A 25,856-nucleotide genomic window follows, 5' to 3' on the forward strand; every position below is an offset into this window, starting at 1 on the left:
TTACGTTGGCCGAGCAGCTGAGTGAACGGTGTTACCACCCGAAGGTTCGCTTTATCCGTAACTCATCATACAAATCGTTCGGAAGCTCCTGCAGGAATCTCGTCGGCTGTAGCATCATGCCGCCGGGGCCGGGGCGGCTGGCGACTCTAGGGTAGCTGAGGTAGAGCTCGTTCTTGGCGCGGGTGACGGCAACGTAGAAGAGGCGGCGTTCCTCCTCGAAGTCGCCGCTCTCGATCGTGCGGTAGCCGGGGAACTGGCCTTCGGCGGCGCCGATCAGGAAAACGACGTCGTATTCGAGGCCCTTGGCCTGGTGGATCGTCGTGAGCTTGATGGACTCCTGGTCGTGATCGATCTGCTTCTCGCTGGTCTCGCCGTTGAGGAGCATGATCTGGGCGAGAAATTCCGACATCTGCGTGAACTGCGACGCGAAGCCGATCAGGCCCTTCAACTCCTCGACGCGGTCGGTGTAGTCGGCGTATTCGCCCTTCATGTAGTCGCCATACCAGCCGTCGATGGCGACCTCGACGGCGTCGCTCGGCTTCTGGTCGTTCATCGCATCATAGACCTGACGGAGCGAGGCGCAGAAGTTGGGCCAGTCGGGCTTGGCGTCCTTCGGGACCTTGCTGGCGACGTCGTCGGTGGCGAGGGCGTCCACGAAATTCTGCTGCATGAGCTTCGCGTGGTCGAGGGCGGCGGCGTAGATCTTCGACGCGCCCTTCTCGCCGACCTTGGGCAGGAGGATGGCGATGCGGTTCCACGCCGAGGTGTTGGCGGGGTTATAGACGAAGTTGAGGACGGCGATGAGGTCGCGCACGTGCTGGCGCTCAAAGAACTTCACGCCGCTGGTGATGGTGTAGGGCATGCCGGCGCGGGTGAGCGCGAGCTGCATCTCGAGGGCGAGGAAGTGCGAGCGGTAGAGGACGGCGATCTCGTTGGCCGACACGCCCTCGTTCTCGATGAGGGACTGGATGCGCTTGAGCACGAAGGCGGCCTGCTCCTTGTCGTCCATGGCCTGGATGACGGCGGGCTTCTGGCCGTGCTTGCGGTGGGCGCGGAGTTCCTTGTCGAAGTGGCGGCCCTTGGGCTGGGCGTTGAGCACGCCGTTGGCGAAGGTGAGGATCTCGGGCGTGGAGCGGTAGTTGGTCTCGATGCGGTGGATGACGGTGCCCGGGTGGCGGTCGGGGAACGTCATGATGTTCTCGAAGTCCGCGCCGCGCCACGAGTAGATGCACTGGGCGTCGTCGCCCACGGCCATCACGCGGTGATGCGCGGCGAGCCGGTCCACGATCTGCGCCTGGATGGTGTTGGTGTCCTGGTATTCGTCCACGAGCACGTGGCGGAAACGGTGGGCGAAATACTGCGCGACGTCGGGCGTGTCGGTGAGGAGCTTGAGCCAGAGCTCGAGCAGGTCGTCGTAGTCGGTGACCTTGTCCTCGGCCTTCTTCTTGGCGTAAGCGGCGGCGAAGGCCGGAAGTTGGTCGGCGATCTCGGCGTATTGGGGAAAGTTGCGCGTGACGGTGTCGGCGATGGAGAGCTGGGTGTTGCGCGCGAGGGAGAGGACGCTGAACAGCGGGCCGGGGCGGGGGTTGGTCTTCTCCTTGAAGAAGGTCTTGTCCACGGACTCGACGGCCTGCTTGAGGAGGGTTTCGGACTCGTCGGCGTCGAGGATGGTGAAGTTCTTGGGCAGGCCGATGGCGTCGCCGAACATACGGAGCGCGCGGTTGCCGATGGAGTGGAAGGTGCCGCCCCAGAAGCGGCCCGGCTCGATGCCGGTGAGGTCCTGCACGCGGTGGAGCATCTCCTTGGCGGCCTTGTTGGTGAAGGTGAGGAGGAGGATCTCGCCCGGGCGCACGCCCTGGGAGAGGAGGTAGGCGACGCGGTAGGTGAGGGTGCGGGTCTTGCCCGAGCCCGCGCCGGCCAGCACGAGGAGCGGACCCGGCTCGGCCGTGACCGCGGCGAACTGCTCGTCGTTGAGGGCCGCGCGGAAGTCGATGGGCGGGACGCCGGCGGGGCCGGGTTGTTGGTGCGGTGTATCGAGCTCGAAATCCATGAATGCGGAGCTCAGAGGACAGGGGGCGGAGGACAGAAAGCAAGCAGGGAGCAGGGGGAGAACACAAAGCAGCGAAGGAGCGAAGGGGTGGGCTTGGCTGCTTGGCTCCTTGGTGTTCATTCCTGCCGGCGAGAAAATTGCCCGGGGCTTGTCCTCGCTCTCGCGTGAAAAAACCAAGGCGAGGTGCCCACGGAACATACGGAAGAAGGCCGGTCGGGAGACCGGCCTTCCACAGGAAGCGACTCGCAGGGACGCGAGCCCTCCGGGCTGAGATGCGGGCGAACCGGCGGTTACGGTTTGCCGCCGTCGGACTTGGAGGGGTGCACGTTCTCGCTGTAGGTGCGGGCGAGCCAGTCCTTGGGCACAGGGACGATGCAGATGTTCATCGAGCGGTTGTCCTCGGAGAGCATGGCCGACTGGATCTGGATGCGGGTGCCGTCGGGGTGGAAGGTCGGGTGGATGTGGTCGGCGGCGGTGTCCTTGTGGCCGGCGGTGAGCAGCATCATTTCGTTGGTGCGGCGATCAATCAGGTAGAGGCTGCGGGCGAAGTCGTCGCCCACGGCCCAGCGGCCGTCGGGCGAGCCGTGCACGTGCCACAGGCCGCTGCCGCTCTTGGTCTGGCCGGCGAGGTAGAAGTGGTCGTTGCGGAGGTTGATGATCGCGAGGCCGGTGGCGTGCAAACGCGAGCCGCTCGGGCCCCAGGCGTCGTCGGTGCCGACCTTGCGGTGGCCCATGATGGCGATGGCGACCTCGTCGGGGCTGATGACGGCCTCGTGGGTCACCCAGTCGTAGGGCGCCTCGGGGTAGAGTTTCCGCAGACCCGTGCCGTCGGCCATGACGGTCCAGGTGCGCTGCGGGGATTTGCCGCCGGTTTCCCAGCAGAAGACGATTTCGCCGGCCTTCCACGGGTTGGACTGCACGTGGCCGACCTGGAAGGGCACGGCGACGACGGGCGAGGCCTCGCCGGTGGCGAGGTTGAACTTGCCGACGCCGGAGGGGCCGGCGCCCATGTTGCGCGGGCCGAAGGTGTCCGCGATCTTCGTGTCCGGCGGCAGGAGTTTGGCCGCGGCCTCCTTGGTGAGGCGGAAATAGACGTAGTCCTCGTTGGCATCGAGGGCGAGTTCCCCGCCTTGGCCGAGGTCGGGCGAGATGGTGCCGAAGACGGTCTCGTAGCTGGCGGCCGGCTGGAGCTTGTTGGCGGCGCTGTCGGCGAAGAGGCGCGCGAGATCCACGGCCACGACCTGCATGGGCTGCGGGGGCGGGCGCTCGCCGCGGGGCTCGCCGGGGCGGGGCGGACGCGGGTAGGCGTCGGGCGAGGTGTGGTTGGCCGGGCGCAGGAAGAAGAGGCGCATGGACTTCTGCGCGATGCAGAGTGCGCCGACGTAGCCGGTCTCGGTCACCTGCACGAGGTCGCCGGTCTGCTCGTTCACGGCCATGGCCTGGCCCCGCACACGATTAGAGCGGAAGATGACCCACTGGCCGTCGGCGGTCCACTGCGGGTGCGTCGGGTAGATCTTGGAGTCGCCCGCCGGTGTGCTCGTGAGGAAGGTGAGCGGGGTGCCGGTCACCGGGTCGGTGACGATCTTCTTTTCCGAGGGGAAGCGCCGGCCCATCTGGGCGGCGGCGGGCAGGCTGAGGATTTGGACGGCGGCGAGGGCCAGGAGTCCGGTGAGCAGGGTTTTGGGGCGCATAGGGGTGACGGTGGGGAAAGGGGGTTAGCGGCGGCGCAGTACGCGGATCTTGTGGGCCTCGCTGTCGCCGAAGTAGATCGCGCCGTCGGCATCGACGAAGATGCCGTGCAGGCGGTTGAGGGCGCAAGCGAGGGGGTCGCCGTCGGCACCGTCGCCCTTGGTGCCGGTGCCGGCGATCCAGTCGAGCGTGTCGGTGCGGGCGTTGATCATCCGGACGGTGTGGCTCTCGGTGTCGGCGAGCCAGGCGTTGCCGTCGGCGTCGAGGGCAATGCCCTTGGGTCCGCTGAGCGTGGCGGCGAGGGCCGGGCCGCCGTGACCGGTGAACCCGGCGGCGCCCGTGCCCGCGATGTGGCGGATCACTCCGGCCGCGAGGTCCAGTTTGAAGACCTGGTTGCCCTCGCGCGTGACGAGCCAGAGGTTGCCGTCGCGGTCCACGTCGAGGGAGCGTGGGTTGTTGAACGGCGTGCCGGCGAGCGGTGCGCCGTCGGGGGTGGGGCCGGGTTTGCCCGTGCCGGCGAGGGTCGTGATGATCCCGGTGGCTCGGTCGATGCGCCGGATCACGTGGTTGCCGACGTCGCAGACATAGAGGTGGCCGGCGGAGTCGAACTGGATGCTGTGCGGGCCGCGAAATGAAGCCGCGGAGGCCGGGCCGCCGTCGCCGGCATAGCCGCGCCGGCTTGGGCCGCCCGCGACGGTGGTGATGATGCCGGTGCGGGCATCGATGCGGCGGATGGCGTTGTTACCGGTGTCGGCGATGAAGAGATGGCCGGCGGCGTCGAAGCGGATCTCGTGCGGGAGGTTGAGCGCGGCCGCGGTGGCGGGCCCGCCGTCGCCTGCGTAGGCGCGTTCGCCGGTGCCGGCCACGGTGCTGATTGTGCCGTCGCGGGCGATGCGCCGGACGCGGTGGCCGTTGTGTTCGCAGAACCAGAGCGCGCCATCGGGCCCGCGGACGACGCCGTAGGGGTCGTTGATTCGCGCGGCGGTGGCCGGACCGCCATCACCACTGAAACCCGCCTCTCCCGTGCCGGCCACCGTGGTCAGGGTGTAGGCGGCAGGCATGAAGGCAGGAATAGCCAAAAGGAGGCCGGTCGCGAGGAGCCGGCGGGCGCAGGGGGGCAGGGGCATGGGGTCGAAGCAGGAGACGTTACCGTAGGCAGGTCGTTTCACCGCGCATAGGGCAATTTTGCGGACAGTTCGGTTATCAAACCCGGCTTGTCATTCTGAGCGCAGCGAAGAATCCAGCAGGATACACGTCGCGCAGGAATGGGAGCGGTCATCCCTCTGGATTCTTCGCTGCGCTCAGAATGACAGGTTTCGGTCGTTGGTAGGAGTTGAAGCCATGCCTTGGGCCACGGCGGAAAAAGTGCGTAACCTTTCGCGTGCCGGCGGGTTCTTTTGGACGCACCGCCATGCTCTCCAACCTGCGTCTTGCCATGCGCTCGCTCTCCCGTGCCCGGGGGCTGGCGCTCGTTTCCATCGTCACGCTCGCCGTCGGCATCGGCAGCACCACGGCCATCTTCAGCGCGCTGCAGGCGCTGGTCATCGCGCCTTTTTCTTACCCGGAATCCGACCGGTTGGTCCATGTCTGGTCCGGCCAGGGCTGGCCGCTGTCGCCGGCCGACTCGATCGACCAGCGCCAGGATGCCACGAGTTTTGAGAGCTTCGCCGTTTACCAGCCGCAGAGTTACAACGTCGGCGCGGAGAACGCCCAGACCGTCCAGGGCATCAGCGGCTCGGCCGACGTGCTCAAGGTCTTCGGCGTGAGGCCGCTGCTCGGGCGCTGGTTTGAGCCGGCGGACGAGGCGATCGGCGCAGGGGAAGTCGTGATCCTCAGCCACGGCCTCTGGCAGCGGTTCTTCGCCGGCGACCCGCAGGTGGTCGGCCGCAAGCTCCGCATCAACGGCGGCGACGCCGAGGTCATCGGCGTGATGCCGAAGGATTATGAGTTCGTCAGCCCGTGGATGCGGACCGACGACCCGCAGCTCTGGATGCCCCGCAAGTTCGACGACAAGGAGAAGCAGCAGCGCGACAGCCATTACCTGCTCGGCATCGCGCGGCTGAAGCCCGGCGTCACCGTCGCGACCGCCGACGCCGAGGTGAAGACCATCGGCAAGCGCCTGACGCAGCTCTACCCGAACTCCAACACCCGGAAGGAATTCCTGGTGCGGTCGCTGCAGGAGGAGATGACCCGCGACATCGGGGAGCGCGTGTGGCTGCTCTTCGGGGCGGTTGTGCTCGTGCTGCTGGTGGCCTGCGGCAACGTGGCCAGCATGCTCCTCGCCCGCAGCGCGCGCCGTCACGGCGAATTCGGCGTGCGCATCGCGCTCGGGGCCTCGCGCGGCGACCTGATGAAACTCGCGCTGACCGAGAGCGCCGTGCTCGCCCTCGCCGGCGCCGGGCTTGGCGTGCTGCTGGCGGCCGGCGGCGTGGAGGTCTTGCAGGCCATCGCCCCCACCAGTGCGGCGCGCAAGGCCGCCCTGGTGCTCAGCGCGCCGGCTCTCGGCTTCGGTCTGCTGGCGACCTTCCTCACGGCGCTGCTGGCGGGGTTGCCGCCGGCGCTGGCGGCGATGCGCACCTCCGTGGCCGGCGTATTGCGCGCCGACGCGCGCGGGGCGGTCGGCTCCGCGGCGCGGCACCGCATGCTGCGCGCGCTGATCATCGCGCAGGTGGCCGTGGCCTTCGTGCTCGCCAACGGCGCGGTGCTCTTCGCCCGGGGCTACCTGAAGATTCTCGAGGAGAACGAGGTGCTGTCGTCCGATCAGGTCATCGTCGCCCAAGTCTCGCTCAACGGTGACCGTTACAAGGAAGACGCCGCGCGCGTGCGCGTCTGGTATGACCTCACGGAGCGGGCCAAGGCGTTGCCCGGCGTCAAGCATGCCGCCATGATCTCGAAGCTGCCGCTCGAAGGCGGCAGCAACACCAACGCGCTGGTCAACGACGAGGTCTATGACCCGTCCATCCGGCGCATGTCGGTCGAGCGCTCGTCGGTGACGGAGGAATACTTTGCCGCCATGGGCCTGCGCCTGATCAAGGGCCGCACGCTGCAGACCGAGGACCGCACGGGCGAGATCCGCGGCGTGGTCGTCAACCAGGCCACCGTGGACAAGGCCTGGCCCAACAAGGACCCGATCGGCGAGATCATGCGCGCCAACCAGCCGGAGAAGCCGTGGTATGTGGTGCGCGTGGTCGGGGTCGTCGAGAACGTGAAGCAGTGGGGCGCGTCCGCCGAGGTGCAGCCGGAGATGTATACCGTGCCGGAGGGGCACTGGGGGCGCCGCGTCTACCTCGTGTTGCGCACGCCGCTGCCCGTTGACCAGATCGCGCCCCAGTTGCGCCGCGAACTGGCGGCGATCGACAGCGAACTCGCCCTGAAGGACATCCGCACGATGCGCCAGGTCGTGGGCCAGGCCACGAAGGGCGACCGCGCCATCGCGGGACTCGTGAACTTTTTCATGGTGACGGCGCTCGGCCTCGTGGCCGTCGGCCTCTACGGCACGCTCTCCTATCATGTGCAGCAGCGCACCCGGGAGATCGGCGTGCGTCTGGCCATCGGCGCGATCAAGGGCGACATCCTGCGCCTCGTGTTCGCGCAGGGCAGCCGCTGGGTCGGCCTCGGTCTGGTGATCGGACTCGCCGGCAGCTTCGCCCTGGCCTCGACGCTGAAGTCGCTGGTTTACCGCATGGACGGACTGACCGCCGTGCCGCTGATCCTCGCCACGGTGGCGGTCGGATTCTCCGCGCTCGTCGCCTGCTGGCTCCCCGCGCACCGCGCCGCCAAGCTCGACCCGACCGAGGCCCTGCGGGCGGACTGAAAAGAGTAACCTGAGACCTGAAATCTGAAACCTGAGGCCGGTTTACTCCGGCTTGTCGGCCAGGCAGGAGTCGGGGAACGCGGCCTCGCGGCGCAACCAGCGCACGCGGCACAGGCTGTTGGTCAGGGCCTCGTTCAGCGCGGACCCAAAATCGTAAGCACGGTCGTCGAAGCCCTCGGCCTCGATGGCCTCGTCGAGCCCGAGCATCACCGCGAACATCCGGGCCTGGAGGGCCGGGATGTGGACTTGCTGGAACTCCGCCGGATGGGTGCAGGCGGCGCAGGCCGCGGCGTCGCTCGCGTGATGGGCGCGGCAGATTTCCGGCCGGCCCTCGTAGATGGAGCAACTGCCGCCGGCGTCGAGCAGGGGGCAGGGACTGAGCAGGTCCGCGCGCTGTTCGTTGGTGAGGCCGGTGAACGCCGCCCGATGGGTGGCGGTGCGCGCCACGACTTCGGCGAGGTCCTCGGGCGGGAAATGCCGCTGGATGTGCTCGGCGGCGTAGAAGACTTCGTGGGCCTGCACGTCCACGGGCACGCTGCAGCAGTATCCGCAGCCGGCCCGGCAGGCGATCTTGGCGCGGAGCTCCGCCGGACTCTCCGCAAGCGTGCGGTCGAGTTGCGCCATGCCCCAGCGCAGGGCCTCCAACATCTGGCCGGCCTTGGTGGCCTGGGCCACGCGCTGCTCCATGCCCTGCACCGCGGCGCCGAACAACCGGTGCCGCTCTCTATCCTGGGCTGGAGTAAGGGCTGACAAGAGGCTTATCGGCGCAGAATCGGTGACGTCCGGCGAACCAAATAACCGGCGGAGCTCGCGGCTTGCGGGCGCGGTGGCGGCATCTAGCGTCGCGGCATGCCTGTTCACCAGACCGCTCTCACGATCCGCACGCGGGGGAAGGGCACCTATGAGATCACCGACGAAGTGGCGCGGGCGCTGTGGGCCAGCGGGCTGAAGCAGGGCGTGGCCACGGTGTTCTGCCAGCACACGAGCTGCAGTCTCGTGCTGATGGAGAACGCCGATCCCTCCGCGCGGCGCGATCTCGAAGCGTGGCTGGACCGGCTCGTGCCGGAGGATGATCCGCATTTCACGCACACGCTCGAAGGCTCCGACGACATGCCGAGCCACATCCGCATGGCGCTCACGCGGAGCAGCGAGAGCGTGCCGTTTGCCGACGGCGAACTGCTGCTCGGCACCTGGCAGGGAATCTTCCTCTGGGAACACCGTCGCGCGCCGCACACGCGGAACGTGGTGGTGACGTTTGTGGGGTGAGAGGATTCTGAATAGGGTGAGCAGGTTCCGACTATCGGCTGTAGCGGCGGTCTATGACCGTCGTCGTTCATGGGGTGAAACTCACCCGGCGGTCACAGACCGCCGCTACAGTTTTTCGACCACGCTTTCGCCTGCGGCTTAAGCGCGGCTACAGGCCAGACCCACACCGTCACGGCGCGTCGCCCTTCAGCAACTCGACCGAGGTCAGCTCGAACGTGATCACCTTGGACGGCCAGCGCGGCTCCTCCACGCCGGTGAGCTGGCCATAAAAGTTGAGCGTGACGCCCTTGGCGGTTTTCTCGTTCAGATTCAGGGCGGCGAGGGCGGTGGGAGTTGGCGTCGCCACGATGCGGTAGCGGCTTTGGTCGGCGGTCTCCTCGTTGAACTCGATCTCGCCGCTCTTGGGATCGTAGGCCTTGACCGTGCCGGAGTAGCGGTAGCGCTTCGTCAGCCAGTTCTCGTGCAGGCGCTGACGTTTCAGGTTTTTGACGATGCCGTTTTTCGGGGCGAAGCGGCCCGTGATCTCGAAGCTGGCCGTGAGCCGGTTGGGGTCGTCGGGCACCCAGGTGTCGGCGAGAATGGCGCGCGCATCGAGCAGGGGAAACGCGGCGCCCAACTCGGGGGTGATGGTCACGTCGGCCCCGTCGGTCACGTTGACGGTGAGTTCGAGCGGGGGAAAGTCCTTCGCCTGCAGGGTGAGTTTCTTGGTGCCGGCGGGCATGCGCTGCCACACGACCGGCGTCTGGCCGAAGACCTTGCCGCCGATGAGCAGGTTCGCGCCGGTCGGGAGCGATGCCACGGTGAGTTTTCCGTGGGGTAGGCGGGCGGTGGCGGTGGCTTCCTGGTCCTCGGTGATCGTGGTTTTGAAGGCGAGAGCCGGCCAGCTCGGCAGCTCCAGGGTAAGGGTGCAGTCGCCCGGCGGGAGCATCGGGATGGTGAGCGGCGTTTTGCCGAGGGCGGTGGCGCCGAGCTTCACGGTGGCGCCGGTCGGTTCCGACTCCAGTTTGAGGGAGCCGCTTTTGAAGTTCAGCGCAATCTCCGCGGTCTGCCCGGCGGTCACGTCCACCTGGCCGCCGATCTCGGGCCAGCCGTCGGCGCGAAGGGTGACGGCATACTTGCCCGGGGGCAGGCCGCCGAGCGGTTGATCCAGGCTGCCGGTGAGCGGAGCAGGGGCGGTTTCCGTCCCGCTGGTCACGGGCGCGACCGTGAAGGTGGCGGCGGGCAGGTTGGACTTCACGGTCAGCGCGCCGGTGGTGCGCGCTTTTTCGGCCTTGGCGACGGCGCGCTGTTCCTCGGGAGATTTGCTGCAGCCGGCGGCCAGCAGGAGAACGATGCAAAGGGCGCTTACGGCCAGCTGGCCGAACGCGGAGGGTGAAGCGTGTGGATGCATGGAGAGGCGGCCCGCGCCCATGGGTTTACCGGAGAACGCGTCCCGGGCAACGCGTTTCTGGGCGCCCTGCCGCCGCTTCGACAGGCATGTGGCCGCGCTTGAGCCGCAGGCGAAAGCGTGGTGCGAACGGGACCACGTTGTCGCTCCGCTCCAACGCGGCTACCATTCAGGCTAAAATTGCCCTCACACCGATTCCCAGGCCTTGGTGGCGACGGGGTCGCGGCCTTCGTCGAACTCGATGTGGTCCACGAGGGTCTCGATCGGTTTGCCGGTGAGACCGGCGTCCTTGATGCGCTGGGGCAGGACGGCGGAACGTTCGTCGCGCCAGCCGAGTTTCACGATGAAACGGTTCCACATGTGGCACTCCTCGTCGGTGCGCGGGGTGCCGTGCGCGTGGACCCACGCGAGGATTTCCTCGTCGGTGCCGCCGGCGAGCGTGCGCTCGCGCAGGTCGGCGTGGCGGATGCCGAGGAAGCGGCAGCAGCGTCCGTCGAGGACGTAGGTCTGGCTGTCGCCGAGGTTGGCGTGGTATTCGGCGGGGAGCCGGCCCGCGGCGTGCAGGCGGATCTTGTCGAGCATGCGGCCGAAATAGACGAAACGGCCGACCTTGGCGTAACAGCTGCGCAATCCGGGGACGTGGGGCATGGTGCGGACAGCATCGTGCGAACTCGCCGCGACGCCAACGGAATCTGGGTCACGTCCGGCACAGGACCCGCCGCGGCCGGTTGGCACAGCGGGTCTGGTGCGCGGACTGGGTGCGCCAGCGCGCTGCCCTCGGGGATTGGTTTTGTGGCCGTGCTTAAGCCGCAGGCGAAAGCGTGCTCAGAGGACGACCACGTTGTCACTGCGCTCCAACGCGGGCACAGTTCGGTTTAGTCCGCTCTAGGCTCTCGTTTCCGCCAGGGCCGGCTGGGTGACGCGGTGGATTTTCAGGCGACGGATGCCGCCGGGCGTGGGCCAGTCCACGATGCTGCCCTCGCGAAAGCCGATCAGGGCCGTGCCGATGGGCGCGAGGATGGACAGCCGGCCGGCCGCGATGTCGGCCCGGTCGGGATAGGTGAGCGTATATTCCTCGATCTCGCTCGTGTAGAGATCCTCGATCTTCACGGTGGAGCCCATGGTAACGATGTCGGGCGGCACGGCGGCGGGATCGATGACGACGGCGCGGTCGAGTTCGCCGCGGAGTTTTTCGAGGGCGGCGGAGCGGCTGGTGCGGAGCGCGGCGTTGATCAGGAGATGGAGACGGTTGTGGTCGTCGCGGGTGATGTAGAGGGGAGTGGGATTCATGAAAAGGTGACGGTAGTTGGGATTAGAGTTCCGCGGGTGGGTGGGCAGCCCGCAGGCGGGCGCGGCGTTTTGGCGCGCGCCAGCGCGCTGCCCACCTTGGCAGGCATTGTTTTCGGAACCGGTCTGCGATCAGGCGCCGGGGCGGATGATCTGCGGGGTCACGACCTGTCGCGGCGGGATTTCCACGCGCAGCACGCGCGTCGGCCGGCCCGCGCGGGCGGTCAGCACCGGCGAAGCCCCGGGCTTGAGCAGGCGGGCTTCACCCTGGTTGACCAGGGTGGTCACACCGTCGGCATGGACGGCGATGTCGCCCTCGACGACGAACAGCAGCTGGTCGTCGGGCGAGGGACTGGCGGGCAGGGAGGTTTCGGAGTCCGGCGCGAGCGTGAGCAGCGTGCAGGTGAAGCCGTTCTGGCTGAGCACGGGCGCGGACTGGAGGAGAGAGGACGGGCGTTCGAGGACGGTGATGATGGAATTCATGATGAGGGATGGGTTGATCGCGTGATGCGGATGAAGCCCGGACGCGACGGCGCCGGGCAGAAAGCGAATGCACGCACTCGCGCGGGTGGACGGACCCGATGGGCGCTCCGAGGCCGGTTGAACCGACAAGACCGTTCGCCGACGGCTCAGCCTCAGAGGCCGGCCACGCCAAGGCAGATCGCAGGCAGCAAGATCCCGGAGATGCAAAGATGGCGTTTCATGATGGGTGGGGAGCAGGTGCTCACAGGCACCTTTGTCCCGCTGGCGCGTTTGTCAAGCGGGGTGGACGCATTCGCGGGAGCGGCGCCGCTCACTTTTTTCCGGAGCCAGATTCTTCGGTGGGCCGCGAGTCTTGCTCGTAGTCGAGGAACTTGAGTTCGCCGAGTTTCACCTGGCCCTCGCGGATGCGGTCGGCGTCGAGGAAGACGGGCTTGTCGGCGGGCCGGCCGATTGCCGGTCCGGCGGTGGCGATCATCACCGGCAGGGCGGAGGACATGGATTTGCCGCTGGCGGGCAATCCGATGCGGGTCTGCCAAAGGGCCACGGGTTCCGCGGTCCTGGCCGTCTTGAAGTCGAAGGCCGTGACGATGATGCCGTAGATCGGATTCTGCGAATCCTGCAGGATGGTGTCGATTTCCGGGGAGCGCATGCCGCGGCGGAAAACCTCCGGCCCGAGCATGTTGATCGTGGCCTGGGAGGCGATGTCCTGCCGCGGGTCGTAGCCGAGAAACCAGAGCAGGTCCTCGCTGCCGGGCTTGATGTAGCCCCACTGCAGCACGAGGAACAGCTCCGGCTCCGGCACGCCCGGCTTGGCGGCAAGATAGCCCTGCTTGGCAAGGATGTCGGCGACGAAGAGGTTGAGCTGTTTGACGTCGGGTTCGTTGTCGCCGGGGATGGAACCGAGCTTACGACCCAGCGACATGCCCTTATAATAGACGGGTTGTTGCAGGGTGGGCGGGGTGAGGGCCTTGCCGGCCCTGGTCACGTCGGTGGCCACGATGACGTTGCCCCAGGTGTTCTTGAAGAGGCGGAACTCCGCGCGCAGCCCGGCGGGCGCCGCGCTGATCAGGGCGAACATCGTGAGGAAAATAGATCGAAACAGTCCCATGAGGCAGAAGTAACCGTCAACCCCGCGGCGTCAACCGGCCGGTCCGACGAGCATGAACGGATGCACTCTTGCAGACGGCGGCTCACGCGAACTATTGCCGGCCTAGCCCTCCTCGTCGCGCACCGCGCCGCAGGAGCCGCGTTCGTGCAGACAGGCGGCGCAAAGGATTTCGTCGCCGACCGGCCGCGCATCGGGTTGGCCGCATTGGCGGCAGGTCAGCGCAGACTCGGCGCAGGTGCGCGGGTCGGGATCGGACTCGGGATCGGCTGAGGTCATTCCGAATGGGCGTCGAAGGTGGCGACGACACGCCGCGCGGCTTTGAGGCGCCAGGCGCTCTCGATCCGCTGCCGGGCGAGGGTGGCGTTGGCGGCGGCGAGGTTCATGAGGACGTAGTCGTATTTGGCGAAATGCTCCGTGAACGAGAACACATCCGGATGTCGCTCGATGAGGTCGTCGCGCTCCGCCTTGGGCAAGGCGAGGGAGAGTTGCTCCCCGTCCTCCTGCATCCGGGCCATGAGCTTGTTGCGCACATAAAAGCCCGGCGTGCCGTGACACAGGCGCTCCTCCACGCCCGGAAGGGCCAGTGCGATCGCGCGGAGTTGGGTCAGTGATACGGCCATGCAACAGGGCTAACCGCGATCCACCGGGAATCGACCCTTTTGAAAAGCGTCCGCCGACTCCCCTTGCCTGAGGGTGCGTAAGGTTCGGCATACGTCGGCGGCGTGCCCCGCCTCACCATCTCTCCATCTCCCTTTCCCACCGACCGGGATCGCACACAGTTCGCGCGCCCCGGGCCAATGTTCGTATTACGAACATTCGTCCGGGGTGAAGCCCGGCCCCCCTCTGACATAGAAGGAGGCGAATCCCCCATGTTCGTAATACGAACATTGGGCTGGTTGCTGCGGGGGCGGGATCGTCCCTTGACCGGGCGGGGGGCAGGGGTAGCTTTCGGCAAAAGGAACTTTCTCCATGACGACTACACGCAGGCGGTTTCTCGGACAGATGGCTGCGGGGGCGGCGGGGTTGACACTGGGATCGCGGCTGTGGGCCTCGACCCTCGTGCCGAAGAAGAAGGACAAACTCGGCGTCGCCCTCGTGGGTCTCGGTTACTACAGCACGGATATCCTCGCGCCAGCGCTGCAGCTCACGGAGCACTGTCACCTCGCGGGCGTCGTCTCGGGCACGCCGGCCAAGCTGAAGACCTGGCAGGAAAAACACCGCCTGCCCGACGCGGCGCTCTACAGCTACGACAACTTTGATTCCATCGCCAACAACCCCGCCATCGACGTGGTCTATGTGGTGCTCCCGCCCTCGATGCACGCGGAGTTCACGATCCGCGCGGCCAAGGCCGGCAAGCACGTGTGGTGCGAGAAGCCCATGGCGCCGTCGGTGAAGGAGTGCGAGGCGATGATCAAGGCGTGCAAGGACAACAACGTGACCCTCGCGATCGGTTACCGCCTCCATCACGAGCCGAACACGCGGAAGCTGATGGAAATCCGACGCGCGCAGAAATACGGCACTCCCGTGCGCGCCACGGCCGAGGCCGGTTACTTCGATCCGCGCAAGGACCACTGGAAGCAGAAGAAGGCGCTGGGCGGCGGGGTGATGGGCGACATGGGCGTGTATCCGCTCAACGCGCTCCGTTACGGCACCGGCCTCGAGCCGATCGCGGTCACGGCGAAAGCGTCCACGACGCGTCCCGAGATTTACCACGAGGTCGAGGAGACAATGGCCTTCGAGCTGGAATTCCCCGGCGGCGTGACCGGCAAGGGCGAGGCGAGCTTCGGCAAGCGCATGAACGCGCTGCGTGTGGACTGCACAGCGGGTTGGTATGAATTGGTGCCGTTCCAGAACTACAGCGGCGTCAAGGGCCGCACCAGCGACGGCCTCGCGCTCGATGCCGTGGTGCCGAACCAGCAGGCGCGGCAGATGGACGACGACGCCCTGGCCATCATCCACGGCACGCCGTTGCTCGCCCCCGGCGAGGAAGGCCTCAAGGACACGCGCGTGGTCGAAGCCATTTACCGCGCGGCGGCGTCGGGGAAGCAGGAGCAGGTCTGAACAAAAGACGGAGAATGGTGGGAGAAACCACGAAACACACGGAACACACGAAAGGCTGATTCGGGTGGAGCGACTTGATCGCAAGCCGCTGGCTTGGGGCAGCAGCATGTAACCGCAGAAGTATTCAACCCAGAGAGCGCAGAGAACACAGAGCGTAGAATAGGAACCGACGGTCTCTGTGGCCTCCGTGTCCTCTGTGTTAAAGCTGACCTTCAGCCTTTGATCGCGGCCTTGATCTTCGCGATGTCGATTTTGCCCATTTCCATCATGGCGGCGAAGGCACGCTCGGCGGTCTGGCCGCCGGCGGCCATGGCGGCGGTGAGGGCGCGCGGGGTGATCTGCCAGTTGATGCCCCACTTGTCCTTGCACCAGCCGCAGGCGCTGGCCTGGCCGCCGTTTTTGATGAGGGCGTTCCAGTAGCGGTCGGTCTCGGCCTGGGTGTCGGTGGCGACTTGGAAGGAGAAGGCCTCGCTGTGCTTGAACATCGGCCCGCCGTTGAGGCCGAGGCACGGGATGCCGAGAACGGTGAACTCGACGGTCAGAATCTGGCCCTTTTTGCCCATGGGGAAATCCGCCGGCGCCTTGTGGACGGCCTTCACTTTGCTGTTGGGGAAGAGCTTGGCGTAGAACCTGGCCGCCGCGAGGGCGTCCTTGTCGTACCAGAGGCAGATCGTGTTCTTGGGGGTTTTCATGGAGTGGGGGCAGGGGTTGTTGGTCGTGGAGAATGGCGAGCCCGATGTGGGCGTCCATCCCTACGACGAACCATCCGAGCGGGGTCGGACAAGGGAGGGAACGCAGTGAGGTGATTCCTCTCCATTGACCGATCCAGCCGGGCCAATGACCGGAGCGAGGGCGCTCCGGCTCCAGGCATGAAAACGCCGGCCTTTTGGGGCCGGCGTGGGAAACGCGTGCGGGACTAATGGTCTCGCCGCCAGGGAGGAATCAGCGGTACTCCTCGTTCGTGTTCGCGTTGATGATTTTGAAGTTTTCCACGTGGTAGTTCGGGTCGGCGCGGAAGGCCAGCTTGGTCTGGAAAAGCTTCTCCATTCGCACCAAGAGGTCGGCGTCCTCGGCGCGGAGTCGCTCGAGGATGGACGGGTGCACGTGGACGCGGAGGGAGTATTCCTTGCCGTCCTTGCGCATCTGGAGGCGGCGGCAGACGGAGCTGAGGCGGCGCTGGAGCTCGACGCTCATCGTGGTGGCGCTCTTCACCGAGCCGCGGCCGTGGCAATACGGGCAGCCGGTGTAGAGATTGCTCGAGAGCGACTCGGACTGGCGCTGGCGCGTCATCTGCATGATGCCGAGCTGCGAGATGGGGAGGATGTGGGTCTTGGCTTTGTCCTCGGCCATCAGCTCGACCATCTTGTCGTAAACCGACTGGCGGTGGCGGCGCTCCTTCATGTCGATGAAGTCCATGATGACGAGGCCGCCGATGTTGCGCAGGCGGATCTGGCGGGCCATCTCGACGGCGGCCTCCATGTTCACCTGGAAGATGGTGTTCTTCTCGTCGCCGGACTTGGACTTGTGGGAGCCGGTGTTGACGTCGATGGCGATGAGGGCCTCGGTCTCGTCGATCACGATCTGGCCGCCGGAGGGCAGGGTGACCTTGCGCTGGAAGGTCTGCTCGATCTGGCGTTCGATGTTGTAGCGCTCGAAGACGGGGATGGAGTCCTTGTAGTAGGCAATCTTGCCCTTGGAGCGGGACGAGATCTGGGCGACGTATTCTTGGGTGCGCTTGAAGTCGCCCTCGTTGTCGATGAGCACGCGGTCGATGTCCTCGGTGAGGAAGTCGCGGACGGTGCGCTCGATGATGTCGGGTTCCTGGTAGAGGCAGGCGGGGGCGCGGTCGGACGACATCTTGCGCTGGATCTCCTCCCACTTCTTGAGGAGGAGGTGCAGGTCGCGGACGAAGTAGCGGGACTTCTTGCCCTCGCCGGCGGTGCGGACGATGACGCCCATGCCCTCGGGGATGGTGAGCTCGTTGATGAGGGTCTTGAGGCGCTTGCGCTCGTGCGGGTCCTCGATCTTGCGGGAGATGCCGCAGCCGTCGGAGAACGGGGTGAGGATGAGGTAGCGGCCGGGCAGGGAGAGGTTGGTCGTCGTGCGGGGGCCCTTGGTGCCGATGGGGCCCTTGGTGACCTGGATCACGATCTCGGAGCCGGGCGGATAGAGGCCGGGGATGTCCTTGACGGTGGGCTCGGCCTTGCGCTCGGGGGCGCCCTTTTTCTTGTTCACGCGCACGACCTCGACGCCGGAGTCGGTGGCGGCGGGGAGCATGTCCCAGTAGTGGAGGAAGGCGTTCTTCGTGTAGCCGATGTCCACGAAGGCGGCCTTGAGGCCGGGGTCGAGGTTCTTGACCCGGCCCTTGTAGATGCCGCCGACCATGCGGTCGTCGGATTCCCGCTCGATCTCGAAGCGGTCGAGTTGGCCGTCCACGAGGAGCGCGACGCGCTTCTCGAGGGGTTCGGAGTTGATGACGAGCTCGCGGAAACTGCCCTTTTCCTTGCGGAAGAGGCCGAGGATTTTCTGGAGGATGGGCCGTTGGGCGGCGCGTTCCTTGGACTCGGCCTTCAGCTGGTCGGCCGAGATGGGCTCGGCGTGCTTGGGCGTCGGGGGGTTGATGAGTTCCTCTTCATGGCGAGAGGCGGCGTCCTGCGGGGAGGAGCCGGCGTGGCTGGGCTGATCGTTCATGGTGGGGTGGGTCCCTGTGGTTGTCGGCAGGGCACCCGGGGCCAGCAGGCTGCGAGCAGGAAATTCCGGCAGAGCGGTCAATATCGCGGGAGGGGGCGACCATGTTAGGTGTCCCTCCGGAAGCGATAGACGCTTTGGACCAGTCCTTGCAGCAAGCAGCAGCTGAGCACGAAGGTGCCGCCGTAGCTGATAAACGGAAGCGGTATGCCTTTCACCGGCATGAGTCCGATGGTCATGGCGATGTTGACGAACACGTGCACGGCCATGAGGACCGTGACGCCGAGCGCCAGTAAGGCGCCGAAACGGTCACGGGCGAGGCCCGCGATCCGCAGTCCGTTCCACAAAACCACGCCGAGGAGGCCGACGACGGTGATGCTTCCCAGAAATCCTTTTTCCTCCGCGATGACGGAGAAGATGAAATCGTTGTGTGCGACCGCGGGGGGCAGGTAGCCGAGCTTGGCCTGGGTGCCCTCGGTCCAGCCCTTGCCGGCGAGGCCGCCGGAGCCGACGGAGATGAGCGACTGGCGGCTGTTCCAGCCGATGCCCATGGGGTCGATTTTCTCGGGTTGGGCGAAGTCCAGGATGCGGTTGCGCTGGTAGTCCTTGAGCGGGAGGAGCGAGTGCTTCTCGTAGGCGCCACGATCCCGGGAGAAGCTCAGGTTGTTCTCCTCCATGTAGTTGCTGTAACGCCAGACATCGAGCGCGACCACGCCGACGACCAGGGCAAAAATGCCCAGAGCCCCGGTGAAAAAGCGCATCGATAGGTTGGAGACGAACAGCATGGCGAAGACCATGGGAGCGATCGCGAGGGCGCTGCCGAGGTCGGGTTCCAAGATTATCAAGAGCATGGGGATACCCACGGCAAGGGCCAATTTTAACAGGACCTGGAGCGAGTCGGCCACGCTGCCGAGTTTGGAACCGGTGAGGATGGAGGCGGTGATGAAGAGGACGGCGATCTTGGCGAATTCCGAGGGTTGGAAGGCCACGCCCACGTCAATCCAGCGCCGGGCGCCCATGCCATGGGTGGTGCCGATGCCCGGGATGAGCACGAGGACCAGCAGGATCAGGCCGGCCAGATAGACCCAGTGGGCGTAACGCAGCCAGATGCGGTAATCGAGCAGGGCGGTCCCGAGGTAGATGAGGCTGCCGAGACCGAGATAAACCAACTGGCTCTTCCACTGGGAGCCGTCGCGGGCCATCTGGGCGCTGTAGATGAAGAACACGCCGATGAGCCCGAGCAGGAGGATGCACGCCGGCGTGATCCGGTCGAAACGCTCGCGGGTGGTGAGCTTGAAAAAGCTGGCCAGGCCGAGGTTGCGCAGGAGTTTCACGGGGAGAGGCCGCCACTAAAGTGCCGCGGCGGATGCTGGCAACGGTGCGTTGGGAGATTCGGAGGAGCGGGTGGCTTCGTGATGGGCGAGCCCCAGCAGGATCCAAAATGGAATCGCCCCCATCGGTCCCTCCAGCACGACGCCGAAGCAGGCACTGATCAGCACGACCCAGCAAGCCGCCTGCAAGGTGAGCGCGGATTGCCGGGTTGGATCGCTCCGGGCCGCCCGCGCCGTGCGCAGCGTGGAAAAAAACAGGGTCGTATAGACCGCCAGCAACACGAGCACACCGGCGGCGCCCATGCGCCCAAAGGCGGTGAGGAAGATGTTGTGGGGACTCCGGGCGGAAAAGTCGTCGTTGGAGTCGGGGTAATACTCGCGCACAAAGCCGGCGGCCAGGTCGGCGCCGAAGCCGAGCCCGAAGAGCGGCGAGGTGGTGGCGGTCTCCACGGCCACGTTGCGCCACCAGACGAGGCGGAAGCGGTTGTTGTCGCCCTTGTTTCCACTGTCATCGCTCTGGTAGTCGCGCGTGCCGCTGAAGTCGGCGATGGAGGCCGCGGCCTCGTAGATCGCGTAGGCCCGGGTATCGCGGAAGTCCTTTTTCTGGAGGAACGACACGACGAAAACGGCGAGCAGCCCGGTGGCGCACACGGTGGCGATCACCCCCAGCGGCCGCCAACGCCCCGAGCAGGCGATCAAGCCGCAGGCGACCAGCAGCCCGACCATGCTCGCCCGGGACAACAGCAGCAGGCCGAAGACCAGCGAGATCAACGCCAGCAGCCAGCGCCCCGGGATCAGGCCCCGCCAGGTGAAACGCTCGCCCGGCAGCAGCAGCAGGAAGCTGATAAACAGAAATGTGCTCATCAGGTCGCCCTTGTAGAAGATGAGCGGCACCCCGCTGACGAGCAGGTTGTGAAGGAAAAAATCCGGGAACAGATGCGAAAGGAGACCCGGGATCGGCAGCACGGCAAAAGTGACCAGGAAGGTGGTCCGCAGGAGCCGGTGGGATGCCGCATGCCGGGCCAGGGCCTGGGCAGCGAAGAAATACAGCACGTAATAAACCGTGGCAAAGTCGCGCAGGGCCATGAAGCCATGCTGGCGGACATCCCAGAGAATACGACTGCCCCCGAGGGCGAGCCAGAGCAGGAGCAGACCGTTGAGCCAGTCGGATTGCACGGGCAGAAACCGACTCTGTGCGCCGCGCAACAGCACGAGGGCCACCGCCACGGCCAGCCCGAGCTCGCTCAGGAACAGTGGCAGGCCCGCGATGGGTGTTATTTGGGCGAAGCCGCGGTTCCCGATCACGTAACCGAAAACGAGAAACCCCAGCAACCACGCCTCGGCGAGAGGTCCACGGGTCCACGCGAGCACGGCCCACACCGAGACGAGGGCCGCGACCGAGGCGATGAAATGCTTCTCCTGCGCCAGGGAGATGCCCACCCAAACGGCCAGCACGCCGGCGGCCAGCACGACGAGGGCATTGCGCAGTTGGGGATGCATCGGCGCGAGCACAGCGGCCCGGCGGAGCCGGCGCAACCCCGGACACAAACCGACAAAGCCCTCTTGCGTCACCCCGTCCGCGGCGATGAATTCGGGCATGCCCGCCGTCTCGGTCATCATGGCCTACCACCGGATCACTCCGCACCTGCGGCCGGCGGTGCGGAGCATCCTCGCTCAGACGCTCGGTGATCTGGAACTGATCGCGGTGGACAACGGCACGGGTCAAGGGCTCGGGGCCTTGGGGGAGGAGGGGCGGGATCCGCGCGTGCGGTTGCTGTCGTTCCCGGAAAACCGGGGCATCGCCGCCGCGCACAACGCCGCGGTGGCGATGGCGTGCGGCGAGTTCATCGCCATGATGGACTACGACGATCTCTCGCTGCCAGCCCGGCTGGAAAGGCAGGTCGCCGCGCTGCGCGCCGATTCGGCGCTCGGTCTGGTCTTCACGGCGGCGGCTACGATCGATGCCGCGGATCGCGTGGTTGGTCGGGAGTTTGCCATCGCGTCACCGCGTGAGCACGCGGCCTTCAGCGCCTACGCGATGCCGGCCAACTCGCCGACGCTCACCGCCCGGCGCGAAGTTTTCGCGCGGTTTCCGCACCGGGCAGAGTATCGCATCGCGCCGGACTACGATTTCTACACGCGCGCGGCGGAGGCCTGGCCGAGCCGGACGCTGCCGGAAGTCCTTTTCCATTACCGCCGGCATGCCGGGCAGACCACGGCGGGCACACCAGCGCTGCAAGTATTGGAGAACGCGCTGACCCGGCTGCTCGCGGCCCGACGGCGGGCCGGACGGCCCGAGGCCTTTGCCGAACTGATGGTCCGGACCGCGGCGATGCGAGATCGACCGCCCGTGCCGGCGGACACGTTCGCGTGGTTGGCCGAGCGCGCGCTTGAGGAGAAACTCGCGGTGCTGGCCGCTCATTCCGCACGCCGTTTGATCAACGCACGCCGCAATTTGCGCGGGCTGGATGAGGGCCTCTCCCTGATGCTGGAGGCACAAGTTAACGGCGGGTTTAGCGCGGAAGCGTTGCGGATTTTTCTGACCGGCCCGTTGAGGACTCACGACCTCCGACCGCTGTGAAGCGACCGTTTACTCCGGTCGGCCGGTGAGCCGCCAGCGCCACCGCTTGAGGCTGGAGAAAAGCCGCAACAGGGGAGCGTGGCCCAGTGCGGCCTGGCCCTGCACCCACCAATGGGGCGGGCGTCTGCGATGATCGCGAATCGCCTCACACAGCATGCTGAAATCCATGGCTGCGCAAAGGCCGGCATGCTTCTGTTCAAAATATTGGTCGGAGTGGGGCAGGGAGCCGAGCACGCGGGCTTCCTGGGCGGCAGGCTGGTCGTGCAGTTGGCGATACACGCCGATGACGGTGCGGGCGAATTCATCCTCGGGGGCGGTGGCGGCATCGGCGACCGCCAGCAGGTGTTTGGCAAAGGCGAGCACGGCCCGTTGAAAAAGCCGGATCTCGGCAAGGTTTACCGGTCCGGTCTCCTGCAGGCGAACGGACAGGCGGCCGGCGTGCGACGCAAAGCCTGCCGCCTGGCCGTGATCCGCCTGGGCCATCAATTCGATGAGCACCTTGTGGGACTCCTCCCGCAGGAGGGGCAAGGGGGCGAACCGGTTGGTGTAGGCGAGGGCCTCGCCGGCGAAGGGACGCGAGCCGGCGGGCATCAGCCCGAGATAGAAACCGGTCAGCGGGGCGGGACCGTGCGGGCCGCCGAGAATATGCTCAAGGTTTCGTTGGATGGTTCCGAACCAGCCCGCATCCACGATGCCGATGGGCTCGCCGGCAACGACGCCGGCTTGCTCCAAGTAGGCCCGGGCCTCGCGGGAGCGCCGGGCCAGGGCCTCACTCAGATCGGCGCGTCGTTCGGGTGCGGTCAGCCAGTCGGCCAAGGCATCACGTTCTGCCTGCGGCAGGTTGGCTGCGGGATCAACCGAACGGAAACGGGGCGGCAGGTTGGCCGCCCCCCAGGCTTCGTCCAGACCCAGTGGGAGCAGGCATTGGCGCAAGCTGTGGAAAACGGCATGCGGCGCGACAATCGCCCGAACCGCCGCGGGAGAGTTGATTTCAGCGGGTCCGGAAAAAAGCACCCGTGAGGCGTGCAGATATTCGCAGGAGATGCCGAAGGGCTCAACCGCTTGAATGGCCTGGGCGATGCGGTGGAAAATCTGGCCGTCGCGGGCCAGAAAATAAAGCCGGCGCAGTCCGCGACGGCGGGCCTCCGCCAGGGTCCAGCGCACGAAGCCGTAGAAGAGCGGTCCGGCCACCGTGGCGCCGGTTTCCCAAAGCACGACCTCGCGCTCATCGGCCGTTCGGTGTTCAAGACGGGCGAGACGCATGGCGCCGGCCAGCAATGAACGCCACGGGGTTGCGAACTCGCCCTCGCTGCCGCGCGCGGTGCGTTCCCGGGCGGTAAGATGAGCGCTCGTGAAATGGGTGGCGGAGATGCCGAGGCGGCGCGGGCTGGCCACGTCGGCAAAGGGGTGGTCGCCGGTGTGGTGCCAATGCGCGAAGTCGCCGCCGGTCTGGGCTTGGGCGATCTTGAAGAGCTGGCCCGAGCTCTTGTTGCCACGGACATCGCCGGAAACCAGCAGCAGGTCGCCGGGTGCGACCATCCCTTCGCGCTCCAGCCACGGGCGGAGCACGGTCGGGGGCAGATACATGTCGGAGAGGAAGAGCAGGCGTCCTGCCTGCGTGCGGGCTTGGGCGAGTTCGCTTCGCATCGCGGGTATGCCGTGCAGGTGGCGTGACTCGATCTCCAGTTCCAGGTGACGGGCCGTGGCCGCGGTGGTTTCGTCCCAGGACAATTGCGCGGCCAGCTCGCGGTGGATGTCATCGAAGAGCACCTCCGTCCAAGGGGACTTCCTGCGCGCGGCCAGCTCGGCGGACCAGCGGGCTTGGGCCAGAGCCAGCGGGTCCGAGACGGGCACACCGGCGCGTTGCAGCTCCACGCCGAGCCACACGAAGAGATCGCGCGGATGGGCGAAGGCGCGCGTCACCACCGTGTCGAACACGTCGTAGCTGACCGTCGGGGCGCTCATCCGGCCTTGTCGGCCACCGCCAGCAGGTTTGGCGTGAGAATCGTCTCGCGGCCGCGTTTCCAGCCCAGCTCGGCTACATAAACCGCGCGTTGCCGCATGCGCACCAAGCAGCGCAGCCACCACGCAACGGTGCGCGGCGTCGGCAACCAGAACAGATAGCGCGGTCGCAGCGTGAATTCGATGGCCGTGCAGCGGGGTTCGGCGAATCCACACTGCTCCAGGAGACCGGACAGGCTGTCCGTGGTGAAGCTGGTCTGATGGGTGTAGTCGTTGTGCAGCCAATAGCTGGCGATCGACGAGGCGGCGTTGGGCACGGTGCAGATCAGCCGCCCGCCGGGACGCATACTGGCGGCAATCGCACGCAGGAAGCCCGGTTGCGCCGGTCGCGGCACATGCTCCAGCACGTCCATGAGCAGAACAACGGCGTAGGTGCCGCTTCGGGTCGCGAGGAAAGTCTCCGTGCTCTCGGCATGCACCACATCGAGCTGCTGATTGCGGGCGAAGGCCGCTTGGTTGGCATCCGTCTCGACACCCTGCAGGTTGCGATAACCCAGCTCGGCGAGGTCCTGCAGCGCATAGCCTCGGCCGCAGCCGACATCGAGCACCGGGGCGTCGCGCTCAAGCGGGAGAAGCGGTCCGAGCATGCGCCGGTGCAGCAACCGCAGGCCGTTCCGGTGGGCCGGATCATCGGGGTGGTAACGGGCGTAGAACCGGGAATAGTCCAAGGTCATGACCGGGTGGGTAGGTCGTCGGTGCGAGGATTGAACTGGTCGAGCAAAGCCCGCCAGCGGCCGGGTGTAAAGGGGATGAGCAGTCCGCGGATCTGGGCTCCGGCGCACTCCCGCAAAGATGGGAAAAGATAACTGCTGAGCACGCCGCTGATCACGCATCCAATCAGCAGCGCGCCGGCGGCGCCAACGCCGCCCAAACGCGGCAGCAGCCACCAACCGGACAGAAAGACCGTCCCGATATGCAGCGCGGCGGCTGCAAGGTTTAGCACGGGCGAGGCGGAAAGCAGAATGAACTGCCAGCGGGCCGTGGCGTTCAAGGCGAACAAGCAGGCCCAGCCCTGCACGACGAGGATCGGCCCGGCCTCGGCATAGGCGGGGCCGTAGATGAGTCGCACCACGAGCCAGCCGAGTCCCGTGCAGCCGAGCGCCACTCCCCAGCCGAGCAGGGAAAGGGCATCGAAGAGAACCTGCAACCGTCCGGCATATTCCCCGGCGGAGCGCGCATGGCTCGCCGCCAGAGCGGGGAAAAGACTGAGCGCCATGGTGGAGCCGGCAAACAAGGCGACTTCCGACAACCGGGTGGCTGCGAAATAGAGGCCGGTCTCCCGGTCACCCAACCATTGCCGGACCAATATCTGGTCGAGACGCATGGCCAGGCTGACAGCCAGGGTTGAAACCGCCAGCATCGCCCCGCGTTGCCAAAGCGCGCGGGCAATCTCCGGATCCCAAGTCCATTTTCCGCTGCGCTGCGGGCTGCGCCAGCCGGCCAGGGTCAGGCCAAGTGCGATCAGGCCGGCGTCGGCGACCTGGGCCCAGGCAAAAGCGGAGAGGCTGGCCCCGGTGGCGACCAGCCAGAGTTTCAAGGTGGCGCCTCCCAAGATGCCCACCGTGCGGACCACCACCGTTCGGCGTGATTCCAGATGTCGCTGGAACCACAGGTCCACGACGTCCACCGGCTGAAACAGCAGCCCCAGAGCCACGATCATGACCAAAGGCGCGTCAGCACCGAGTGTTCCGCCAGCCAGCAAGGCCACCAAACCAACCGTGAGCAGGCCGCCGGCGAGACGCAGCAGGCAGGCCGTGCCGAGCACGGCGCCACTTTGCGTGGGACGTCTGATCAACTCGTTCACCACGATCCCCTCGAGACCAAGATTGGCCAGATAGCCGGCAATCAGGGTGACGGTCATCGCGAAGTTGAGGCGTCCGAATCCCTCCGGCTGCAGGTGTCGCGCCACGACGCCCAGAACGGTGGCGGTGACGAGCGCGCGGGCCAGACGTTCGCCCAAAAGCCAGATGATGTTCTGCAGGGGCTGGCGGGTGGTGGACACGGCGGCGATGGCGGCAACATGGCAGGGGCGGACCGAGCATGGGAAGCCCGGAAATGCACCGGTCGGTCCCGCAAGGGGCTGGAATTT

At 66.6% G+C, this 25,856-nt stretch carries 22 protein-coding genes; 4 read left to right on the forward strand and 18 right to left on the reverse strand.

The window, feature by feature from the left end:
• Positions 1-31 precede the first annotated feature (31 nt).
• The 3 genes from ESB00_RS03535 to ESB00_RS03545 all read right to left on the reverse strand — a co-directional run bounded on the left by ESB00_RS03535 (position 32) and on the right by ESB00_RS03545 (position 4,866).
• Positions 32-2,050, reverse strand: coding sequence for an ATP-dependent helicase (locus ESB00_RS03535; protein ID WP_129046349.1), 2,019 nt, complete (start codon positions 2,048-2,050; stop codon positions 32-34).
• A 290-nt stretch (positions 2,051-2,340) separates the two neighbouring features.
• On the reverse strand, positions 2,341-3,741 hold the full coding sequence (locus tag ESB00_RS03540) for a hypothetical protein (protein ID WP_129046350.1): 1,401 nt from the start codon (positions 3,739-3,741) through the stop codon (positions 2,341-2,343).
• Positions 3,742-3,765: 24 nt separating this feature from the next.
• A complete protein-coding gene (locus tag ESB00_RS03545; RefSeq protein WP_129046351.1) occupies positions 3,766-4,866 on the reverse strand; it encodes an NHL repeat-containing protein in 1,101 nt (366 codons plus the stop codon).
• A gap of 284 nt (positions 4,867-5,150) precedes the next feature.
• Here ESB00_RS03545 and ESB00_RS03550 point away from each other — a divergent pair, with 284 nt between their 5' ends.
• On the forward strand, positions 5,151-7,553 hold the full coding sequence (locus tag ESB00_RS03550) for an ABC transporter permease (RefSeq protein ID WP_129046352.1): 2,403 nt from the start codon (positions 5,151-5,153) through the stop codon (positions 7,551-7,553).
• Positions 7,554-7,595: 42 nt separating this feature from the next.
• Here the strand turns inward: ESB00_RS03550 and ESB00_RS03555 are convergent, their stop codons facing one another.
• Positions 7,596-8,306: a YkgJ family cysteine cluster protein gene (locus ESB00_RS03555; protein WP_129046353.1), complete on the reverse strand. Its 711-nt coding sequence runs from the start codon at positions 8,304-8,306 to the stop codon at positions 7,596-7,598.
• 96 nt (positions 8,307-8,402) lie between these two features.
• Here ESB00_RS03555 and ESB00_RS03560 point away from each other — a divergent pair, with 96 nt between their 5' ends.
• Entirely contained in the window at positions 8,403-8,819 is a 417-nt protein-coding gene (locus tag ESB00_RS03560; protein WP_129046354.1) for a secondary thiamine-phosphate synthase enzyme YjbQ, read from the forward strand.
• A gap of 169 nt (positions 8,820-8,988) precedes the next feature.
• Here ESB00_RS03560 and ESB00_RS03565 read toward each other — a convergent pair whose 3' ends face one another.
• The 7 genes from ESB00_RS03565 to ESB00_RS03590 form a co-directional block, all read right to left on the reverse strand.
• Complete coding sequence (locus tag ESB00_RS03565; RefSeq protein ID WP_164976006.1) at positions 8,989-10,209, reverse strand: PEGA domain-containing protein; 1,221 nt, start codon at positions 10,207-10,209, stop codon at positions 8,989-8,991.
• 183 nt (positions 10,210-10,392) lie between these two features.
• On the reverse strand, positions 10,393-10,854 hold the full coding sequence (locus ESB00_RS03570; RefSeq protein WP_129046356.1) for a DUF5069 domain-containing protein: 462 nt from the start codon (positions 10,852-10,854) through the stop codon (positions 10,393-10,395).
• Between the two features lie 237 nt (positions 10,855-11,091).
• Complete coding sequence (gene rnk / locus ESB00_RS03575; RefSeq protein ID WP_129046357.1) at positions 11,092-11,496, reverse strand: nucleoside diphosphate kinase regulator; 405 nt, start codon at positions 11,494-11,496, stop codon at positions 11,092-11,094.
• A 129-nt stretch (positions 11,497-11,625) separates the two neighbouring features.
• Complete coding sequence (locus ESB00_RS03580) at positions 11,626-11,976, reverse strand: hypothetical protein (RefSeq protein ID WP_129046358.1); 351 nt, start codon at positions 11,974-11,976, stop codon at positions 11,626-11,628.
• A 310-nt stretch (positions 11,977-12,286) separates the two neighbouring features.
• On the reverse strand, positions 12,287-13,084 hold the full coding sequence (locus tag ESB00_RS03585; RefSeq protein ID WP_129046359.1) for a hypothetical protein: 798 nt from the start codon (positions 13,082-13,084) through the stop codon (positions 12,287-12,289).
• Positions 13,085-13,186: 102 nt separating this feature from the next.
• A complete protein-coding gene (locus ESB00_RS19555) occupies positions 13,187-13,360 on the reverse strand; it encodes a hypothetical protein (protein ID WP_164976007.1) in 174 nt (57 codons plus the stop codon).
• Complete coding sequence (locus tag ESB00_RS03590; RefSeq protein WP_129046360.1) at positions 13,357-13,704, reverse strand: MmcQ/YjbR family DNA-binding protein; 348 nt, start codon at positions 13,702-13,704, stop codon at positions 13,357-13,359. The genes ESB00_RS19555 and ESB00_RS03590 overlap by 4 nt, the downstream gene beginning before the upstream one ends.
• 349 nt (positions 13,705-14,053) lie before the next feature.
• Between ESB00_RS03590 and ESB00_RS03595 the strand changes: the two genes are divergently transcribed.
• Positions 14,054-15,145, forward strand: coding sequence for a Gfo/Idh/MocA family protein (locus ESB00_RS03595; RefSeq protein WP_129046361.1), 1,092 nt, complete (start codon positions 14,054-14,056; stop codon positions 15,143-15,145).
• A gap of 212 nt (positions 15,146-15,357) precedes the next feature.
• On the opposite strand, the gene ESB00_RS03600 is transcribed toward ESB00_RS03595, so the two are convergent.
• From ESB00_RS03600 to ESB00_RS03615, 4 genes are all read right to left on the reverse strand, one after another.
• On the reverse strand, positions 15,358-15,837 hold the full coding sequence (locus ESB00_RS03600) for a VOC family protein (RefSeq protein ID WP_129046362.1): 480 nt from the start codon (positions 15,835-15,837) through the stop codon (positions 15,358-15,360).
• A gap of 250 nt (positions 15,838-16,087) precedes the next feature.
• Positions 16,088-17,836, reverse strand: coding sequence for an Rne/Rng family ribonuclease (locus ESB00_RS03605; RefSeq protein WP_129046364.1), 1,749 nt, complete (start codon positions 17,834-17,836; stop codon positions 16,088-16,090).
• Between the two features lie 104 nt (positions 17,837-17,940).
• Entirely contained in the window at positions 17,941-19,167 is a 1,227-nt protein-coding gene (rodA, locus tag ESB00_RS03610; protein WP_246026400.1) for a rod shape-determining protein RodA, read from the reverse strand.
• Positions 19,168-19,182: 15 nt separating this feature from the next.
• Positions 19,183-20,784, reverse strand: coding sequence for an O-antigen ligase family protein (locus ESB00_RS03615; RefSeq protein WP_129046365.1), 1,602 nt, complete (start codon positions 20,782-20,784; stop codon positions 19,183-19,185).
• Here ESB00_RS03615 and ESB00_RS03620 point away from each other — a divergent pair.
• On the forward strand, positions 20,762-21,745 hold the full coding sequence (locus ESB00_RS03620; RefSeq protein WP_164976008.1) for a glycosyltransferase family 2 protein: 984 nt from the start codon (positions 20,762-20,764) through the stop codon (positions 21,743-21,745). The genes ESB00_RS03615 and ESB00_RS03620 overlap by 23 nt on opposite strands.
• Positions 21,746-21,754: 9 nt before the next feature.
• Here the strand turns inward: ESB00_RS03620 and ESB00_RS03625 are convergent, their stop codons facing one another.
• From ESB00_RS03625 to ESB00_RS03635, 3 genes are read right to left on the reverse strand one after another with little or no spacing between them, the layout of a single operon-like run.
• Entirely contained in the window at positions 21,755-23,710 is a 1,956-nt protein-coding gene (locus ESB00_RS03625) for an HAD family hydrolase (RefSeq protein WP_129046368.1), read from the reverse strand.
• The gene (locus tag ESB00_RS03630; RefSeq protein WP_164976009.1) at positions 23,707-24,441 is read right to left on the reverse strand and encodes a class I SAM-dependent methyltransferase; all 735 of its coding nucleotides are present in this window, start codon (positions 24,439-24,441) and stop codon (positions 23,707-23,709) included. The genes ESB00_RS03625 and ESB00_RS03630 overlap by 4 nt, the downstream gene beginning before the upstream one ends.
• Positions 24,438-25,769, reverse strand: a complete 1,332-nt coding sequence (locus tag ESB00_RS03635; protein ID WP_164976010.1) for a flippase — start codon at positions 25,767-25,769, stop codon at positions 24,438-24,440. Before ESB00_RS03635 ends, ESB00_RS03630 begins: the two co-directional genes overlap by 4 nt.
• Positions 25,770-25,856 lie beyond the last annotated feature (87 nt).

Source organism: Oleiharenicola lentus (genome assembly GCF_004118375.1).
Lineage (GTDB): Bacteria > Verrucomicrobiota > Verrucomicrobiia > Opitutales > Opitutaceae > Lacunisphaera > Lacunisphaera lenta.

What these genes read in the sequence shown, in the direction of transcription:
- ESB00_RS03590 (WP_129046360.1), bottom strand. Translation starts at nt 13,704, where the DNA reads ATGGCCGTATCACTGACCCAACTCCGCGCGATCGCACTGGCCCTTCCG.
- ESB00_RS03560 (WP_129046354.1), top strand. Translation starts at nt 8,403, where the DNA reads ATGCCTGTTCACCAGACCGCTCTCACGATCCGCACGCGGGGGAAGGGC.
- ESB00_RS03545 (WP_129046351.1), bottom strand. Translation starts at nt 4,866, where the DNA reads ATGCCCCTGCCCCCCTGCGCCCGCCGGCTCCTCGCGACCGGCCTCCTT.
- ESB00_RS03540 (WP_129046350.1), bottom strand. Translation starts at nt 3,741, where the DNA reads ATGCGCCCCAAAACCCTGCTCACCGGACTCCTGGCCCTCGCCGCCGTC.
- ESB00_RS03620 (WP_164976008.1), top strand. Translation starts at nt 20,762, where the DNA reads ATGCCCGCCGTCTCGGTCATCATGGCCTACCACCGGATCACTCCGCAC.
- ESB00_RS03600 (WP_129046362.1), bottom strand. Translation starts at nt 15,837, where the DNA reads ATGAAAACCCCCAAGAACACGATCTGCCTCTGGTACGACAAGGACGCC.
- ESB00_RS03630 (WP_164976009.1), bottom strand. Translation starts at nt 24,441, where the DNA reads ATGACCTTGGACTATTCCCGGTTCTACGCCCGTTACCACCCCGATGAT.
- ESB00_RS03535 (WP_129046349.1), bottom strand. Translation starts at nt 2,050, where the DNA reads ATGGATTTCGAGCTCGATACACCGCACCAACAACCCGGCCCCGCCGGC.
- ESB00_RS03580 (WP_129046358.1), bottom strand. Translation starts at nt 11,976, where the DNA reads ATGAATTCCATCATCACCGTCCTCGAACGCCCGTCCTCTCTCCTCCAG.
- ESB00_RS03605 (WP_129046364.1), bottom strand. Translation starts at nt 17,836, where the DNA reads ATGAACGATCAGCCCAGCCACGCCGGCTCCTCCCCGCAGGACGCCGCC.
- ESB00_RS03595 (WP_129046361.1), top strand. Translation starts at nt 14,054, where the DNA reads ATGACGACTACACGCAGGCGGTTTCTCGGACAGATGGCTGCGGGGGCG.
- ESB00_RS19555 (WP_164976007.1), bottom strand. Translation starts at nt 13,360, where the DNA reads ATGACCTCAGCCGATCCCGAGTCCGATCCCGACCCGCGCACCTGCGCC.
- ESB00_RS03565 (WP_164976006.1), bottom strand. Translation starts at nt 10,209, where the DNA reads ATGCATCCACACGCTTCACCCTCCGCGTTCGGCCAGCTGGCCGTAAGC.
- ESB00_RS03570 (WP_129046356.1), bottom strand. Translation starts at nt 10,854, where the DNA reads ATGCCCCACGTCCCCGGATTGCGCAGCTGTTACGCCAAGGTCGGCCGT.
- rnk (WP_129046357.1), bottom strand. Translation starts at nt 11,496, where the DNA reads ATGAATCCCACTCCCCTCTACATCACCCGCGACGACCACAACCGTCTC.
- ESB00_RS03585 (WP_129046359.1), bottom strand. Translation starts at nt 13,084, where the DNA reads ATGGGACTGTTTCGATCTATTTTCCTCACGATGTTCGCCCTGATCAGC.
- ESB00_RS03625 (WP_129046368.1), bottom strand. Translation starts at nt 23,710, where the DNA reads ATGAGCGCCCCGACGGTCAGCTACGACGTGTTCGACACGGTGGTGACG.
- ESB00_RS03550 (WP_129046352.1), top strand. Translation starts at nt 5,151, where the DNA reads ATGCTCTCCAACCTGCGTCTTGCCATGCGCTCGCTCTCCCGTGCCCGG.
- ESB00_RS03615 (WP_129046365.1), bottom strand. Translation starts at nt 20,784, where the DNA reads ATGATGACCGAGACGGCGGGCATGCCCGAATTCATCGCCGCGGACGGG.